The following is a 14,290-nucleotide window of genomic DNA, read 5'->3' as shown; positions in this document are numbered from 1 at the left end:
CGACCCGCCCCCCCGCCCAGGAAGTGAGCACCGCACATGGCCGACACCGCCGACCAGAAGAAGTCCGACCACCGCTCGGAGAAGAAGCGCCGCTCCCCGCGCCCGCCCGCGTGGTGGCCGTTGCCCGCCTGCGCCCTGCTCGGCATGGCCGCGGGCGGGGCGTACGGGGTGCTCAAGGCGCCCGAATACGCCGCCACCAGCTACGTCGTCGCCGTCCCGGACGACACCACCGAACCGGCGACCGCGCTCGGCTTCGCGCAGGCCTACGCCCGCATCGCCACCAGCAGCTCCACCCTCGCCTACGCGCAGCCGCGCGCGGGCATCGACGCCAAGCGGCTGCGGACCCAGGTGCGCGCGGAAACCTCCCCCGAGTCCCCGATGATCGCCATCACCGGGACCTCCAAGAGTCCCGCCGAAGCCGCCGACATCGCCAACGCCGTCGCCGACGCGCTGTCGCTGAGCAGCAATCAGGCCGCGAAGAACACCGGTGTGCAGCTGCTCCTGTTCAACCAGGCCGTCGCCCCCACCGACGCGGCCTCGCCGTCCGCGCCGATCAGCGGCGCCGTCGGGCTGTGCGCGGGCGGGCTGCTGGGCGGCCTGTGGCTGCTGGCCCGGCCCACCCGGACCGGACGCCCCGTACGGCGCGCGGACGGCGAGGGGACCCAGCCGGCCGTCGAGGAGTACGCCTCCCTGCCCGCGCAGGGCGAGCACACCGAGACCAAGGAGAAGGAGTCCGCGCGATGAAGCGGGGCTCCACCGGGGCCCTGTCGGTGACGTTGTGCCGCGACCCCCGACAGTTCGCCGCCCTGGAAGAGCAGTGGAACCGGCTCTTCCGCGGCTGTCCCACCGCCACCCCGTTCCAGAGCCACGCCTGGCTGCACTCGTGGTGGCTGTCGTACGGCAAGGAGGGCCGGTTGCGGACCGTCCTCGTGCGGCGCGGGGAGGAACTGGTCGGGGCGGCCGCGCTGATGCTCGTACACCGGCCGCTGCCGCGGCTGGTGGCGCTCGGCGGCGGGATCACCGACCACTCGGACGTGTTGGTGGCCGCCGAGCACGCCGAGGAGGTCGTCCCGGCGCTGGCCCGCGGGCTGCACCGGGCCGCCCGCAGGGCGATCGTCGACCTGCGCGAGGTGCGGCCGGGAGCCGCCGCCGAGGCGCTGTACGAGGCGTGGCCCGGGGTGCGCAGCAAACTGGCCGACTCCACCTGCATGGAGCTGCCCGCGCTGCCCTTCGACGAGTTGGTGAAGCGGATGCCGTCCTCCGGCGCCCAGCGGGTGCGCGCCAAGCTCCGCAAGACGGACGCCGCCGGGATCGAGGAGCACGAGGTCACCGAGCCGGAGGTGCCGCAGGCCGTACGGAACCTGCTGCGGCTGCACGAGAAGCAGTGGCGCGGGCGCGGGGTGACGCCGGAGCACCTGAGGCCGCGTTTCGCCGAGCACCTGACCCGGGCCACCCGGCGGATGGTGCGCGCCGGGGAGGGCCGGCTGACCGAGTTCCGGTTGGAGGGGAAGGTGGTGGCGGCGAACGTCACGCTGTTGTCCGCCGGCCTGAGCGGCGGCTACCTGTACGGGGCCGATCCGGACCTGCGGGACCGCAAGGTGGACGTGGCGACGCTGCTGCTGCGCTACGAGACCGGGCGGGCGCTGGCCGACGGCCGGCCGGTGGTGAGCTTCCTGCGCGGCAGCGAGCCGTACAAGAACCACTGGCGCCCCGAAACGGTGGTCAACCAGCGGTTCCTGATGTCCACGGCCGCGCTCGCGCCCCTGCTGCGACTGCACGAGTCGCAGGTGACGGGGCGCGAGCGGGCGGTGGAGGCGCTGCGCGAGGCGATGCCGGCCGCGCGGGACTGGCGGGCCCGGCTCAACGAACTCCGGGTCCGGTGACCGCGGCGGTGCGCCCGCCGCGCGGGGGGCGGGGGCTAGAAGGGCCAGACCCAGGAGTCCTTGCCCCACTTGAGGTCGAAGCAGACGGCCTGGTTGCCGACCAGCTTCGACAGCCACTCCCCGAAGTTGAGCGGTACGCACCACTGGTTGCTGTTGTTGGGCTGCGGCTTGGGCGGCTGCGGCTTCGGCACCAGCGGGCTGGGCGTCGGCTTCGGCGGCACGGGCGGGGGTACGGAGACCGCCGGCGAGGGCACCGGCGGGAACACGGGCGGCACCGGGACCTGCGGCGAGGGCAGCGGGGGGACGACCGGCGGCACGGAGACGTCCGGCTTCGGGACGACGGGCGTGGGCTCGGCCGGCGTGGGCTCGACGGGACCCGGGACCGGGGTCGGCACCTCGGGGCTCGGCACCGGAACGGGTACCTCCGGCGAGGGGACGGCGGGCGTGGGGATCTGCGGGGTCGGGACGGCCGGGGTCGGGATCTGCGGCGTCGGGATCTGCGGGGTCGGGACCACCGGAGTGGGAATCACGGGCGTCGGGACCACCGGCGTCGGGACCACCGGGGTCGGGACCACCGGGCCGGGCAGGTCCGGCGTCAGGGCCTCGCGGAACACCCGGGAGGACTCCGGGTTGGCCTTGCACTGCCACACGCCGTGCGGGCAGTAGTCCGTGATGGTGTGGTAGAGCGGCTTGTGCTGCTCGATCCACTTCAGCATCCGCCGCACGTACTCCGGGTTGTCCCCGTTGCGGAACAGGCCCCACTCCGGGTACGAGATCTCCTTGCCGTGTGCCTTCGCGAAGTCGACGTGCTGCTGGAGCCCGTACGGCTGGGTGATCTGCTCGTCGAAGTTCCGGCCGGGAGCCTGGTCGTACGAATCCATGCCGACGATGTCGACCCAGTCGTCGCCCGGGTAGCACGTGGTCCAGCCGATGGCGTCCGTGCCCCGGTTGGGGGCGAAATCGAACTTGAACGCCTGTCCGGGCACGGCGCGCATGGTGTTGACGACGCGCTTCCAGTACGCCTTCCAGTTCTGCGGGTCCGGCCCGCAGCGGTGGGTGTAGGTGGTGCCGTTCATCTCCCAGCCGAGCACGATCACCGTGTCCGGGACGCCCAGGTTCACCAGCCGCTCGGCCAGCCTGCGGAAGTGCTGGTCGTGCTCGCCGTTCGCGCCGGCCCTGATCAGCTGCGCCACCTGACGGTCCGGGATCCGGCTCTCGTTGCGCGCCTGCATGGGCACGTTCAGGACGAACAGCCGGTCGGCCCGGGCCCTGCGCCAGGCCGCCCAGTCCGCGAGGAAGCCGACGTTGCCCTCGATGCCGCCCCACACGTCGCCGGGCAGATAGGTGTGCCCGACCCGGATCTCCTTGCCGCCCAGCCAGCGCGACAGGGACGGGATCCGGGCCACCCCCGGGGGCCCGAAGTCGAGGTACGCGCCCATGGCGACGTCGGAGGTCCTGGACGTCTCCTCGTCGGGTGCCGACAGTGCGGCACCCGTGGCGAGCAGTCCGGCCGTGACGGTACCGATGCAGGTGCTCACCAGTCGGCGGCGTGGTCTGGGCATGGCGTCTCCCGAGCTTTCCTGAACCGGTGTGCTTACCAGAGACGTTAGGCATCAGATCTGACGAATGGCCTGTCCGGTGGCCACTGCGTAGGCCATTCGCAGGTGCGTATCCATCCCGCTTGGTCCGACTAGGTGAAAGACACCGTTTCCATGCACGCGTTCGCCAACCACGTCCCCGCGGTTCTGCTCAGACTCGATCGGAACCCGTTCCACCACGGAACCCTCGGCGCCGTCAGATCGCTGGGGCGCAAGGGCGTGGAGGTCCATGCCGTCGTCGAGGCCGGGGGAGGTCCCATGGGGCGTTCGCGCTACCTGAGGGCCGCCCACCCGGGGCCGGACGGAGGCGTGGACCCCGAGGCGCCGGACGCGTTGCGCGCATGCCTCGTACGGGTGTCGGAGCGGATCGGCCGGCCGGCCGTGCTCATCGCGATGGACGACCTGAGTGCCATCGCGGTGTCGCGCACGGCAACGGACCTGACGGACCGTTTCCGGATTCCCCATCAACCCGACAACCTGCCCGCGCGGGTGGCCGACAAGGCCGAACTGTCCCGGCTGTGCGCGCGCTGGGACGTCCCGCACCCGGAGACCGTGATCCCGGCGAGCGGGGCCGAGGCGGCGGAGGCCGGCCGGCGGCTCGGCCTGCCGGTGGTGGCGAAGTGGAGCCGGCCGTGGTTGCTGCCCGCCGGCGCCGGGCTGCGCAGCACCACCCTCGTGCACACCACCGCCGAGGCGCGGGGGCTGTACGAGCGGTCCGCGCAGGCCGGGAGCCGGCTGTTGCTCCAACGGTTCCTGCCGGCCGGTCCGGACACCGACTGGTTCTTCCACGGCGCCTTCGCCCGGGGCGGACACCCGCTCCTCGTCGGATCGGGCCGCAAGGAGCTGTCCTGGCCCGTGCGCACGGGGCTGACGGCGGTGGGCCGCTGGCTGCCGGACCCGGCGGTGGAGGAGGCCGGGCTGCGGCTCGCCGACCGGCTCGGCTACCAGGGCATCCTCGACCTCGACTTCCGTCGGGACGAGGCGGGCTGCTTCCGGCTCGTGGACTTCAACCCGCGCCCCGGAGCCCAGTTCAGGCTGTTCACCGACGACACCGGGCTCGACGTGGTCCAGGCGATGTACCTGGACCTGACGGGCCAACGGGTGCCGGAGCCCGTCGGCGGCCCGGGCCGGGTCTTCGTCGCGGAGAACTACGCGCTGCTCGCGGCCGTAAGGGGGCGCTCGCTGCCGCGGCGTCGCGCGGGAGCGGTCGGCGCGCCGTCAGGGGCGTCCGCGCCGAACGGTGTTGCCGACGGCGAGGCGCCGCGGGCGCCCGCCGCGGCCCCGGAGCCGCCGCTGCTGCCGGGCGGACGGCGGCCCCGGGGCCGCTCGGACGTGCCGCCACCGGCGGCGCCCCGCGCGGCCGGGCCGGTACGGGTGCCCCGCGCGGCCGGGCCGGTACGGGTGCCCCGCGCGGCGGGGCCGGTACGGGTGCCCCGCGCGGCGGGGCCCGGGCCGTCGCGGCCGGCGCCGAAGGGGGAGCGGGGACGGACGGAGCCGGCCTGGTTCGCCGCCGACGACCTGCGGCCGTTCCTGGCGATGCTCGGCGCCTTCCTGGGCCGGGGCCTGGGCAAGGGGGTCCGCGTCCTGCGGGGCGTCCCCGGCCAGGGGCGGCGCACGGGCCGGGCGGCCGTCCGGGCGCCCCGCCAACGGGCGCGGCCCCCGGCGGCCTCCCGTCCGACCCCGCCGGAGGCCTCGACGGAGCCGGACGAGCTGGTGACCCGGTGACGGGCGGCCCCGCCCCCGACACCAACCCGGCCGGGTCGGTGTCGAGCGAGTCGGAGGAACTGCCGTGACGCGGGTGGACGATCTCGTGGTGGTCGGCGCGGGACCGTACGGGCTGTCGATCGCCGCGCACGCGGCGGCGGCCGGGCTCGACGTGCGGGTGCTGGGGAGGCCCATGGCCTCCTGGCGGGACCACATGCCCCCGGGCATGTACCTCAAGTCGGAGCCCTGGTCCTCGAACCTGTCCGCGCCCGGCGGCCGGCACACCCTCGCTGAGTACTGCGTCGGCCTCGGGGTGGCCGCCGACCACGGCAGCCCGCTGCCGATCGGCACCTTCAGCGGGTACGGGCTCTGGTTCGCCGGGCGGGCCGCGCCCGGGGTGGAGGAGGTGACCGTCACCGGCGTCATCCCGCAGGGCGAGGGGTTCCTCGTCCGCACCGCCGAGGGGCCCCCGCTGCTGACCCGGACCGTGGCCCTGGCGGTCGGGGTGATGCCCTTCATCCGGTACCCCGACCTGCTGCGGGAGCTGCCGCCGGGGCACGTGTCGCACAGCAGCGACCACGGTGACCTGGCCCGGTTCGCCGGGGTCGACGTCACCGTCCTCGGGGCCGGGCAGGCCGCCCTGGAGACCGCCGCGCTGCTCGCGGAGGCGGGGGCCCGGCCGACCCTGGTGGCCCGGCGGGCCCGACTGAACTGGAACACCGTCCCGCAACCCCTGGAGCGGCCGCTGAGGCGGGCGCTGCGCGAGCCGCACAGCGGTCTCGGCACGGGCTGGCGCAGCTGGGTGTGGTCGGAGCTGCCCTGGGCGGTGCGGCGGCTGCCCGCGCCGACTCGCGAGCGGATCGCCGCCACCGCGCTGGGGCCCGCCGGGGCCTGGTGGCTGCGGGATCGCTTCGAGCGGCGGGTGCCGGCGCTGCTGGGACACCGGCTGCACGGGGCGACCGCGGCGGGCGGGCGGACCCGGCTCACACTGACCACGGCCGCCGGGGAGTCCGTCGTACGGGAGACGGAGCACGTCGTCGCGGCGACCGGGTTCGCCCCGGACCTGCGCCGGCTGGAACTCCTCGACGCCGGGCTGGCGGCCGCGCTGGAGACCCTGGGCGACGGCGGGACCCCGGAGCTGAGCGCCGGCTTCGAGTCCTCGTGGCCCGGGCTGTTCTTCGCGGGGCTGCTGACCGCTCCCTCATTCGGCCCTTCCATGCGATTCGTACACGGTGCGGGGTTCACGGCGGGGAGACTGGTGAAAGGAGTCCGCAAGCGCCTCGGTGCCCGGGGTCCGCTGCCGGGCGCCGCGAAGGTCGCGGACCGCGCCCGGACGGACCGGGCCGCCGGCGGGCATCCGTGGACGTAACTGCGCCGAGATCCACCTGAGAGGGGTCCGCGATGGGAGCGGAGCGAGCACAGGGCGGCCGTGGCTGGGTGCGCATCCCCGCCAGCCGCGGCGAACAGTCCCCGGCCGGTCCGGCCGCGGACCCCGCTCGGGGGGCGCCGGGGTACGGGCCCCCGGGGTACGGGACGCCGTCGTACGGGCAGGCTTCGTACGGGCAGCCCTCGTACGGGGCCCCGGCCCACGGCTCTCCGGGTGCGGGCGGCCCGCCCCGCAGGTCCGGAGCCTTTCCGGCCGGGGATCCGTGCGCGATCTACCTCTCCCTCGTCAAGCGCTGGCGGGAGGCCGGACGCACCCTTCCGGGGCATCCTGACGAGGAATGGGAGCGGCTGATCTCCCAGCCGTGCTGGCCCGGCCGTTAGGTGGTGTGTCTCTTGGCAGCGGCGGAGCACGACGGATCCGAGCAGGGCCGGGAGAGTCCCCTGACAGGCCCGGGCGAACGGCTCGCGCTGAACGGCATGGGCAGCTTCGAGTGGAACCTGGGCACCGGGACGCTGCTGCTGGACGCGGCCGGCCTGGTCGTCTTCGACCTGGAGCCGGAGGAGTTCGACGACACCCCGGAGGGCCTCGGGCTGCGGATCCCGGCCGACGACTCGGCCCGCCTGGCGCAGACCGTGATCGAGGTCCTGGACGGTGAGGGGGACACGTACGGCTCCTACTTCACCGTGCGGCGGCGCGACGGCCGCGATCAGTGGACGCACACCCAGGGCCGGGTCCTGCGCGACGCGGCCGGCCGCCCCGTGCGGATCGCGGGCATCGTCCGGGACGCGACGGCGGAGCTGGCCCACGCCACCGTCCTGCGGAAATTGGAGTCGGCCCGCGCCCACCAGGCGACCATCGTGCAGCGCACCACGGACGCCCTGTCGCGGGCGGTGACGGTCGACGACGTGACGGCCGCCCTGACCGGCGCGGGCGCGCTGGAGCGCCTCGGCGCCGACGGGCTGGCGCTGGGACTCGTCGAGAACGGCGCCATCAAGATCATCGCGTTGAGCGGGGAAACCCTGGAGATCCTCAGCGAGCGACAGTTCACCCGGCTGGACGGATCCCTGCCGCTGTCCCAGGCGGTCATCACCCGAACGGCGCGGTTCGTCACCTCCCTCACCGAACTCGCCGACGAGTTCCCGCTGCTCGCCGACTACCTGAGCCGGATCCGCTACGACGCCGCCGCCTACCTCCCGCTGATCGCCCAGGCCAAGGCCATCGGCGGGCTCGTCCTGTTCTACCGGCGGCGCACCGAGTTCAGCCCCGAGGAACGCAACCTGTGCCTCGGCCTGGCCGGCATCGTCGCCCAGTCCCTCCAACGGGCGCTGCTCTTCGACCAGGAACGCGAGTTCGCGACGGGCCTGCAGGCCGCCATGCTGCCGCGCCGCATCCCGGAGATCATCGGCGGGGAGATCGCCGTCCGCTACCACTCGGCCTGGAGCGGGCGGGAGGTCGGCGGCGACTGGTACGACGTGATCGCGCTGCCCCGCGACCGCGTCGGGATCGTCGTCGGCGACGTCCAGGGCCACGACACGCACGCGGCGGCCATCATGGGCCAGCTGCGCATCGCGCTGCGCGCCTACGCGGGCGAGGGGCACCCGCCCTCCACCGTGCTGGCGCGCGCCTCCCGCTTCCTCGCCGAACTGGACACCGAACGCTTCGCCACCTGCATGTACGCGCAGGTGGACCTGGAGACCGGCAGCGTACGGGCCGTGCGCGCGGGCCACATCGGCCCGCTGATCCGGCACACGGACGGGCGTACCGGCTGGCCCAACGTGCGCGGCGGGCTCCCGCTCGGGCTGGCCACGCTCTTCGAACGGGAGGAGTTCCCCGAGACCCGGCTCGACCTGGTGCCCGGCGAAACCCTCGTGCTGTGCACGGACGGGCTCGTGGAGGAGCCCGGAACCGACATCAGTCAGGGCATGGAAGCGCTCGCCCACGCCGTCAGGAGCGGCCCCCAAGGGGCGGGCGCGCTCGCCGACCACCTCTCGGACCGGCTCTGGGAACGCTGGGGCTCCGGCGACGACGTGGCCCTGCTCGTCCTGCGCCGCGCCCCGGACCCGGGCACCCACCGGGCGCCCCGGATCCACCAGTACGTCCACCAGGCCGACCCGGAAGGGCTCTCCGAGGCCCGCTACGCCCTGCGGCACGCCCTGCGCGACTGGGGCGTGCCCGAGCTGGCCGACGACGTGGAGCTCGCGGCCGGGGAACTCCTCGTCAACGCCCTCCTGCACACCGACGGCGGGGCGGTGCTGACCATGGAGGTGCTGCCGGAGCCGGTGCGGCGGATCCGGCTGTGGGTCAAGGACCGCTCCAGCGTGTGGCCGCGCCGGCGCAGCCCGGGCGAGGCGGCCACCACCGGACGCGGGCTGCTGCTCGTGGACGCGCTGGCCAGCCACTGGGGCGTGGAGTCCCGCGGCGACGGCAAGGCCGTCTGGTGCGAGTTCGACGTGGACGCCACCCGTCGCGCCGGAGGGTGACCGGATGCCTACGTCGGGTTGTGGGGCGTGGGGCGCGGGGTGATGATGCGGCCATGGAACGGACGGTTTTCAAGGCTTCGCGACGGAACGCCCAGTGCGCCGCCTGAACCGGGGCGCGGTCACCGCGCTACTGGCGGCCCTGCTGCTGGTGGCCGGGGTCCCCACGGTCGTGGACTGGACGACGGGGCGTCCGCACGCGGACCCCGGGTGCCAGACGGTGGCGTTCATGTCGATGACGGGCGAAGCGCCCGAGTGCCGGTAACGAGCGCCCGGGTTCCGGTAGCGGCGGCTACCGGATGACCGGACGACGGACGACGCGGGAGCCCGGCCCGGGACGGCGTCCGGCGGCGGCGGTCCAGCGGCGGCGGGCTTTAGCGGCGGCGGTCGTGCACCGTGACGTCGCGGGCGTCTTCGGCGACGGTGTCGACGGACCGGGGCAACATACCGCCACCGAAGTGGATCTCCTGGAGCTGCGCCACCGCGCGGGCGGCGCCTCCCTGCACGCCCCAGGTGCGACCCGGCTTGCTCTGCGCCCGCCACGGGTGCTGGTGCCCGTCGCAGACGGCGTCGCCGGCGCCCATCGTCACGCGGACGCCCTCCTGGATCACGGTCGCGCGGATCTGAACCGCTCCGACGGGTGACGCGGCCTCGCAGCTGTAGGTCCCGGAAAGGGTGATCCTGCCGTCGGGGGTGATGTGGGCATCCGGCCGTACGGAAATCTCCTGATGGAAAACGGTGGCTTCCGCGGGAACGGCCAGGGCGGCGGTGGCGGCCAGTGCGGAGCAGGCCGTGAGGGCCAGTCGGACGGCGGTCGTGCGCATTCTTCCTCCAGGTGGACGGGCATGTGGATGAGCCGGTGGACGGGCATGTGGATGAACGGGTGGACGCGGGTGGCGGTATTCCGTCGGAACGCATTGTGCTGGCAGTTGGCGGGCAACTCGCGCCCTCCGCCCGTGTCGGTGTGTGCAATTGCCCGCTCGGGCGCGTGAAACTGACCGGAATAAATTCCCGAAGTTCGAAGATCCCCGAAGGGATCCCGTATGCGCTGCCTTTCCGTCCCCGCCTTCGCCGGCGCGGCCCTGATCCCGCTCCTGCTGCTCGGCGCCACCGGCTGCTCCGGCGAGTCCGAGGGGGCCGCGGTCGCCCCCGCCGCGGCGCCCGCCGTCCCGATCGACGACGGAGCGCCCGGCGCCGACGAAGACCCGGCCGCGCTCCCGCGCGAGGTGAGGCCGGCCGCCGTGAAGGAAGCCCATGTGGGTGACTCCGTACGGGTCCGGGGGCGCGAGGTGGGCCGTCACCTCCAGGTGGTGCTCGCCGCGTTCGTCGACCCGGCGGTGAGCGTGGAGCCGAACTTCGTGCCGCCGGCCGGGAAGCGGTGGGTGGCCGCCTCGATGTCGTTCGTCAACGTCGGCGGAGCTTCGTACGGGGCTCTCGGGCGCATGTGGGCGCACGACAGCGCGGGCAAGCGCCACCCCGTCGTGCGCACCGGGGAACTGACCACCGGCAAACCCCTCGTCTTCGATTCCCTGGAGGTCGGTGAGCGGGCCGAGGGCTGGGTCGTGTTCGAAATTCCGGAAAGCGCGCGGATCGTACGGGTCCAGTACCAGGACGCGAACATGCAGGCGAATTCCGGAGGGGGTTTCTGGGCGGTCTAGCCCGGGCGGGTGAAAGGCCGTGAAAGGGTCGGGTGACGGCCCACTAAGGTGCGGCGCATGACTTCTACGCAAGCCGAAATCGACCGGTCCCACCTCGGCACCCTTTCGGTGCTCGCCTGGATCGGCGACCCCTCCGAGGGGCACGACATCCCGTACCTCCTCGCCTACACGCTGGGTGACGGTCCCAAGGGCCGGGAGGCCGGCGAGGCGGCTGCCCGGGGGCTGCTGGAGGAGATCGGCCTGCCCATCGGGGACGTGGTCATGGACGGCACCCGCAACCCGCACAAGTTCGACGTGAAGGTCCTGCTCGCGGACAACCAGATCGCGCTGACCCTGCCGGGGCTCAACGCGACCTGCACCGCGCCGCCGGAGTGGGTGGACGCGGCCAACGAGAGCGGGCAGGCGTACTTCCTGTTCGCCACCCGCGCCTGGCCCGAGGCGGTTCCCGGCAAGCCCGTCACCGCGGAGATCCTGCAGGCGTTCGCGGGTGACGAGGAAGTGCTGACGAGCAGCGCGCACTGCGTCGTGACGGTGCAGAGCCTGCAGAAGTGACGGTGCGGGGCCTGACCGCCGTTCGTGGTTCGCCTTCCTTCCGCTCCGGCCGCCGGGCTCCCAGCCTGCCCGGTGGCCGGTCCCCCGGCCCGTCCGTCCTTGTGGGTCAGGGGCGTTCGAAGGCGAACCGCAGCGAACGCACCCGGTTGTCGAAGCTGGAGCCGGCCAGGTCGGGCAGGCCCACCGCGCGCAGGCCCACCGGGCGGGTGAGCAGCTCGCGGAACAGGGCCTTCATCTCGACCCGGGCGAGGTGCGCGCCCAGGCAGAAGTGCGGTCCGCCGCCGCCGAAGCCCAGGTGGGGGTTGGGGGAGCGGGTGATGTCGAAGGCGTCCGGGTCCGGGAAGACGGCTTCGTCGCGGTTGGCGGAGGCGTAGTACAGCACCACCTTCTCGCCCGGTCGGAACAGCCGACCGCCCAGGCCGTGTTCGGCGACGACCGTGCGGCGGAACTGGATGATGGGCGTCGAGTGGCGGATCATCTCGTCCACGGCGCCGTCCGCATACGTCTCGAAGTCCGCGAGCAGTAGGTCGCGTTGCTCGGGGAAGTCGGTGAGCAGGGTCAGGCCGTGGGTGATGGCGTTGCGGGTGGTCTCCACCCCGGCGACCATCAACAGGGAGAAGAAGGCGCCCAGTTGGCGGGCGCCGAGGGCTTGGCCGTCGACGTTCGCGGTGACCAGTGCCGAGATCAGGTCGTCCGTCGGGTGCCTGCGCCGTTCCCGGCCGATGCCGGCGACCATCCGTTGCATCCGGGCCAGCGCCCGCAGCCCGCGCCCGGGCATCCGCAGTCGGGCCGCCAGGCCCCGCTCCACGCCGATGTTCTCCGAGGCGTGGTTGACCCGGTCGGCGATCTCCGCCCGGTAGCGCTCGGGGATCCCCATCATGTTGCAGATGACCTCCAGCGGGAGCCGGGAGGCCACCGCCGAGACGAACTCGTCCGGCCGTTCGGCCAGTACGTCGTCCACGATGCGGGCCGCCACCGCGTGGATGTCCTGCTCCGCGGCCGCCAGCAGTCGGGGGGTGAAGGCCCGCTGCACGATCTTGCGCAGTTGCGCGTGGTCGGGGCCGTCCAGGTTGACCATCGAGTCCCCGAACAGGGCGCGCACCCAGCGGGCCGGCTCGGGGGTCGTGACGCCGGGCGCGCTCGCGAACACCTTCGGCAGCCGGCTCGCCTCCTGCACGTCCGCGTGCCGTACGAGGGCCCAGTGGCCCGCCCCCTCGGGGACGAACACCGGCGCGTCCAGGGCGCGCAGGCGGGCGAAGGTCGCCAGCCGCCGGTCCGGGGGGAGCTGCCAGAACCCCGGGTCGGCGAGCTCTCCTGCGGGGTCGACCGCGTCCGCGTGCTGTTGTGGGGGCAGTGTCATGGGCCCGTCCCTTCCTGTTGCCGTTCCGCTGCGCTGCTGAACGGATCCGGGGGCGCGGGGGTGACGGGTCCGGCGGCGTTCACCCGGCGGCGCCGCGGGCTCCCGGGCCGCGCACCGCCAGGGTCTGGCCGACCACCACCGTGAGCGTCGCGACCAGGCCCGCCCACAGGACCGCGTACGGGCCCGCCCAGGTGCAAGCGAGGAGCGCCGCGGCGGACAGCGGCAGCACCAACTGTTGGGCGGGCCCGCGCTTGAAGTAGCGCGAGTGCAGCAGCCACACCATCAGCAGGAACAGCGCGGAGGGGACGGTGACGGCGGCGTTCGCAGCGGGCTGCGAGATGTGCGCCTTGCCGACCGCGTGCTCCACCGCGACCTCGATGCCCGCACCGATCGCCGCGCCCGCGAGGAAGACCAGCAGGTGCCCGTAGCCCCACGGGATGGCGTCGCGGTTGGAGTTGAGCCGGGTGTGCATCGGGACCGCGAAGTAGATCCACCAGGCGGCGAAGACGATCAGCAGGCCGCCCGCGGCGATGGGCAGCAGCTCGCCGAGAGCCTCGTGCTCGTCGAGCGCCGACTTCACCGCCACGGTGGAGGCGGCGATCGTCTCACCGAGCACGATGATGGTGAACAGCCCGTACCGCTCCGCGATGTGGTGGGCGTGCCAGGGCGTCTGGTGACCGCGCTCGGCCACCACCGGAACGAACAGTTCGGCCACCACCAGCACCAGGAACAGCCAGCGCCGGGAGTCCTCCGGGGCGAACAGCAGGGCCACCCAGCCCGCCTGGCACCCCACCAGTCCCGCCGCGTAGGTGAACGCGGCCCGGCGGGCCGGGCCGCTCTCCCCGGCCGCCGCGCGCAACCACTGCGCGGTGAGCGCCACGCGCATGATCAGGTAGCCGATGACGGCCACGCCCCAGTCGTTGTCGTCGAAGGCCCGGCTCACGCCCGCCGCGTAGACGAGGACACCGGCGATCTGGACGAGCGTGGCGATCCGGTACGGCACGTCGTCGCAGTCGTAGGCGGAGGCGAACCACGTGAAGTTCATCCACGCCCACCACACGCCGAAGAACACGAAGAAGTAGCCGATCACCCCGGCGCCCGGATGCCCCTCCGCGAGGGAGTGCACCAGCCGTGCCCCGGCCTGAGCGATCGCGACGACGAAGCAGAGGTCGAAGAACAGCTCCAGCGGGGTCGCCGCCCGATGGTCCTCGTGGCGGCTGCGGGCGGTCATCGGTACGTACGTCATACCGCTCAGCACAGCAAAGCCGGGCCTGCCGGTAGGCGAGGCGCGCGGCCGGCGGGACGCGGGTACCCCGGGCGGACTCCTGGGACTCGTACCGGTCCAGCACCAGCCGGGCGATCCGCGGATGGTCGGCCGGCGGATCGGTGACCGCCCAGGCCCCGACGTCGGCCAGGGCCCGGGTGAAGCGGCCCGGCGCGAGCAGGTGCGCTGCGACCGCGATCCGACGGTGCCCGGCTTCCCGCAGCGCGGCGAGCGCCTCGGGGACGGTGGGCCCGGCCGAGGTGAGGTACGCGGGGACCACCGGGACGCGGCCCGGCCCGTGGTCCGCCACCAGCAGCTCCGACAGGTCGTCCAGGCAGACACCGGTGCGCAGGTCGAAGACCTGCTTGTGCCCGCGGGTCTCCCTGCCGGTGGTCGCCCTGCGCTGA

At 73.8% G+C, this 14,290-nt stretch carries 12 protein-coding genes and 1 pseudogene; 8 read left to right on the top strand and 5 right to left on the bottom strand.

Annotated features, from left to right (window positions below):
• Nucleotides 1-36 precede the first annotated feature (36 nt).
• Nucleotides 37-744, top strand: coding sequence for a YveK family protein (locus ACZ4XJ_RS29065; protein WP_362879966.1), 708 nt, complete (start codon nucleotides 37-39; stop codon nucleotides 742-744).
• Nucleotides 741-1,883 carry a GNAT family N-acetyltransferase gene (locus tag ACZ4XJ_RS29060; RefSeq protein WP_468497933.1) on the top strand — a complete coding sequence of 381 codons (1,143 nt, stop codon included), beginning with the start codon at nucleotides 741-743 and terminating at the stop codon, nucleotides 1,881-1,883. The genes ACZ4XJ_RS29065 and ACZ4XJ_RS29060 overlap by 4 nt, the downstream gene beginning before the upstream one ends.
• 35 nt (nucleotides 1,884-1,918) lie before the next feature.
• Here ACZ4XJ_RS29060 and ACZ4XJ_RS29055 read toward each other — a convergent pair whose 3' ends face one another.
• On the bottom strand, nucleotides 1,919-3,445 hold the full coding sequence (locus ACZ4XJ_RS29055; RefSeq protein ID WP_468497932.1) for a glycoside hydrolase family 26 protein: 1,527 nt from the start codon (nucleotides 3,443-3,445) through the stop codon (nucleotides 1,919-1,921).
• A gap of 150 nt (nucleotides 3,446-3,595) precedes the next feature.
• Between ACZ4XJ_RS29055 and ACZ4XJ_RS29050 the strand changes: the two genes are divergently transcribed.
• The 4 genes from ACZ4XJ_RS29050 to ACZ4XJ_RS29035 all read left to right on the top strand — a co-directional run bounded on the left by ACZ4XJ_RS29050 (nucleotide 3,596) and on the right by ACZ4XJ_RS29035 (nucleotide 9,314).
• Nucleotides 3,596-5,206: a carboxylate--amine ligase gene (locus ACZ4XJ_RS29050; RefSeq protein ID WP_468497931.1), complete on the top strand. Its 1,611-nt coding sequence runs from the start codon at nucleotides 3,596-3,598 to the stop codon at nucleotides 5,204-5,206.
• Nucleotides 5,207-5,270: 64 nt separating this feature from the next.
• Nucleotides 5,271-6,554, top strand: a complete 1,284-nt coding sequence (locus ACZ4XJ_RS29045) for an NAD(P)-binding domain-containing protein (RefSeq protein WP_468497930.1) — start codon at nucleotides 5,271-5,273, stop codon at nucleotides 6,552-6,554.
• Between the two features lie 410 nt (nucleotides 6,555-6,964).
• Nucleotides 6,965-9,052: a SpoIIE family protein phosphatase gene (locus ACZ4XJ_RS29040; RefSeq protein WP_468497929.1), complete on the top strand. Its 2,088-nt coding sequence runs from the start codon at nucleotides 6,965-6,967 to the stop codon at nucleotides 9,050-9,052.
• A gap of 94 nt (nucleotides 9,053-9,146) precedes the next feature.
• A complete protein-coding gene (locus tag ACZ4XJ_RS29035) occupies nucleotides 9,147-9,314 on the top strand; it encodes a hypothetical protein (protein ID WP_362877725.1) in 168 nt (55 codons plus the stop codon).
• A 109-nt stretch (nucleotides 9,315-9,423) separates the two neighbouring features.
• On the opposite strand, the gene ACZ4XJ_RS29030 is transcribed toward ACZ4XJ_RS29035, so the two are convergent.
• Entirely contained in the window at nucleotides 9,424-9,873 is a 450-nt protein-coding gene (locus ACZ4XJ_RS29030) for a DUF6299 family protein (protein WP_468497928.1), read from the bottom strand.
• 219 nt (nucleotides 9,874-10,092) lie between these two features.
• Between ACZ4XJ_RS29030 and ACZ4XJ_RS29025 the strand changes: the two genes are divergently transcribed.
• Nucleotides 10,093-10,707, top strand: a complete 615-nt coding sequence (locus ACZ4XJ_RS29025) for a DUF4352 domain-containing protein (RefSeq protein ID WP_468497927.1) — start codon at nucleotides 10,093-10,095, stop codon at nucleotides 10,705-10,707.
• 57 nt (nucleotides 10,708-10,764) lie between these two features.
• Nucleotides 10,765-11,259, top strand: a complete 495-nt coding sequence (locus ACZ4XJ_RS29020; protein ID WP_362877722.1) for a DUF5949 family protein — start codon at nucleotides 10,765-10,767, stop codon at nucleotides 11,257-11,259.
• Between the two features lie 106 nt (nucleotides 11,260-11,365).
• Here ACZ4XJ_RS29020 and ACZ4XJ_RS29015 read toward each other — a convergent pair whose 3' ends face one another.
• The 3 genes and pseudogenes from ACZ4XJ_RS29015 to ACZ4XJ_RS29005 all read right to left on the bottom strand — a co-directional run.
• Nucleotides 11,366-12,619, bottom strand: a complete 1,254-nt coding sequence (locus ACZ4XJ_RS29015) for a cytochrome P450 (protein WP_468497926.1) — start codon at nucleotides 12,617-12,619, stop codon at nucleotides 11,366-11,368.
• 79 nt (nucleotides 12,620-12,698) lie between these two features.
• Nucleotides 12,699-13,865, bottom strand: a complete 1,167-nt coding sequence (locus ACZ4XJ_RS29010) for a low temperature requirement protein A (RefSeq protein WP_362877720.1) — start codon at nucleotides 13,863-13,865, stop codon at nucleotides 12,699-12,701.
• A gap of 226 nt (nucleotides 13,866-14,091) precedes the next feature.
• A pseudogene (locus ACZ4XJ_RS29005) lies at nucleotides 14,092-14,163 on the bottom strand (hypothetical protein); the annotation flags it as partial.
• Between the last annotated feature and the right edge of the window lie 127 nt (nucleotides 14,164-14,290).

It is taken from the genome of Streptomyces sp. NPDC029836 (assembly GCF_055574495.1).
This window is presented reverse-complemented; position numbering and strand designations above follow the sequence as displayed.

Coding starts and splice junctions, on each gene's coding strand:
- ACZ4XJ_RS29065 (WP_362879966.1), top strand. CDS start 37: ATGGCCGACACCGCCGACCAGAAGAAGTCCGACCACCGCTCGGAGAAG.
- ACZ4XJ_RS29060 (WP_468497933.1), top strand. CDS start 741: ATGAAGCGGGGCTCCACCGGGGCCCTGTCGGTGACGTTGTGCCGCGAC.
- ACZ4XJ_RS29055 (WP_468497932.1), bottom strand. CDS start 3,445: ATGCCCAGACCACGCCGCCGACTGGTGAGCACCTGCATCGGTACCGTC.
- ACZ4XJ_RS29050 (WP_468497931.1), top strand. CDS start 3,596: ATGCACGCGTTCGCCAACCACGTCCCCGCGGTTCTGCTCAGACTCGAT.
- ACZ4XJ_RS29030 (WP_468497928.1), bottom strand. CDS start 9,873: ATGCGCACGACCGCCGTCCGACTGGCCCTCACGGCCTGCTCCGCACTG.
- ACZ4XJ_RS29025 (WP_468497927.1), top strand. CDS start 10,093: ATGCGCTGCCTTTCCGTCCCCGCCTTCGCCGGCGCGGCCCTGATCCCG.
- ACZ4XJ_RS29020 (WP_362877722.1), top strand. CDS start 10,765: ATGACTTCTACGCAAGCCGAAATCGACCGGTCCCACCTCGGCACCCTT.
- ACZ4XJ_RS29015 (WP_468497926.1), bottom strand. CDS start 12,619: ATGACACTGCCCCCACAACAGCACGCGGACGCGGTCGACCCCGCAGGA.
- ACZ4XJ_RS29010 (WP_362877720.1), bottom strand. CDS start 13,865: ATGACGTACGTACCGATGACCGCCCGCAGCCGCCACGAGGACCATCGG.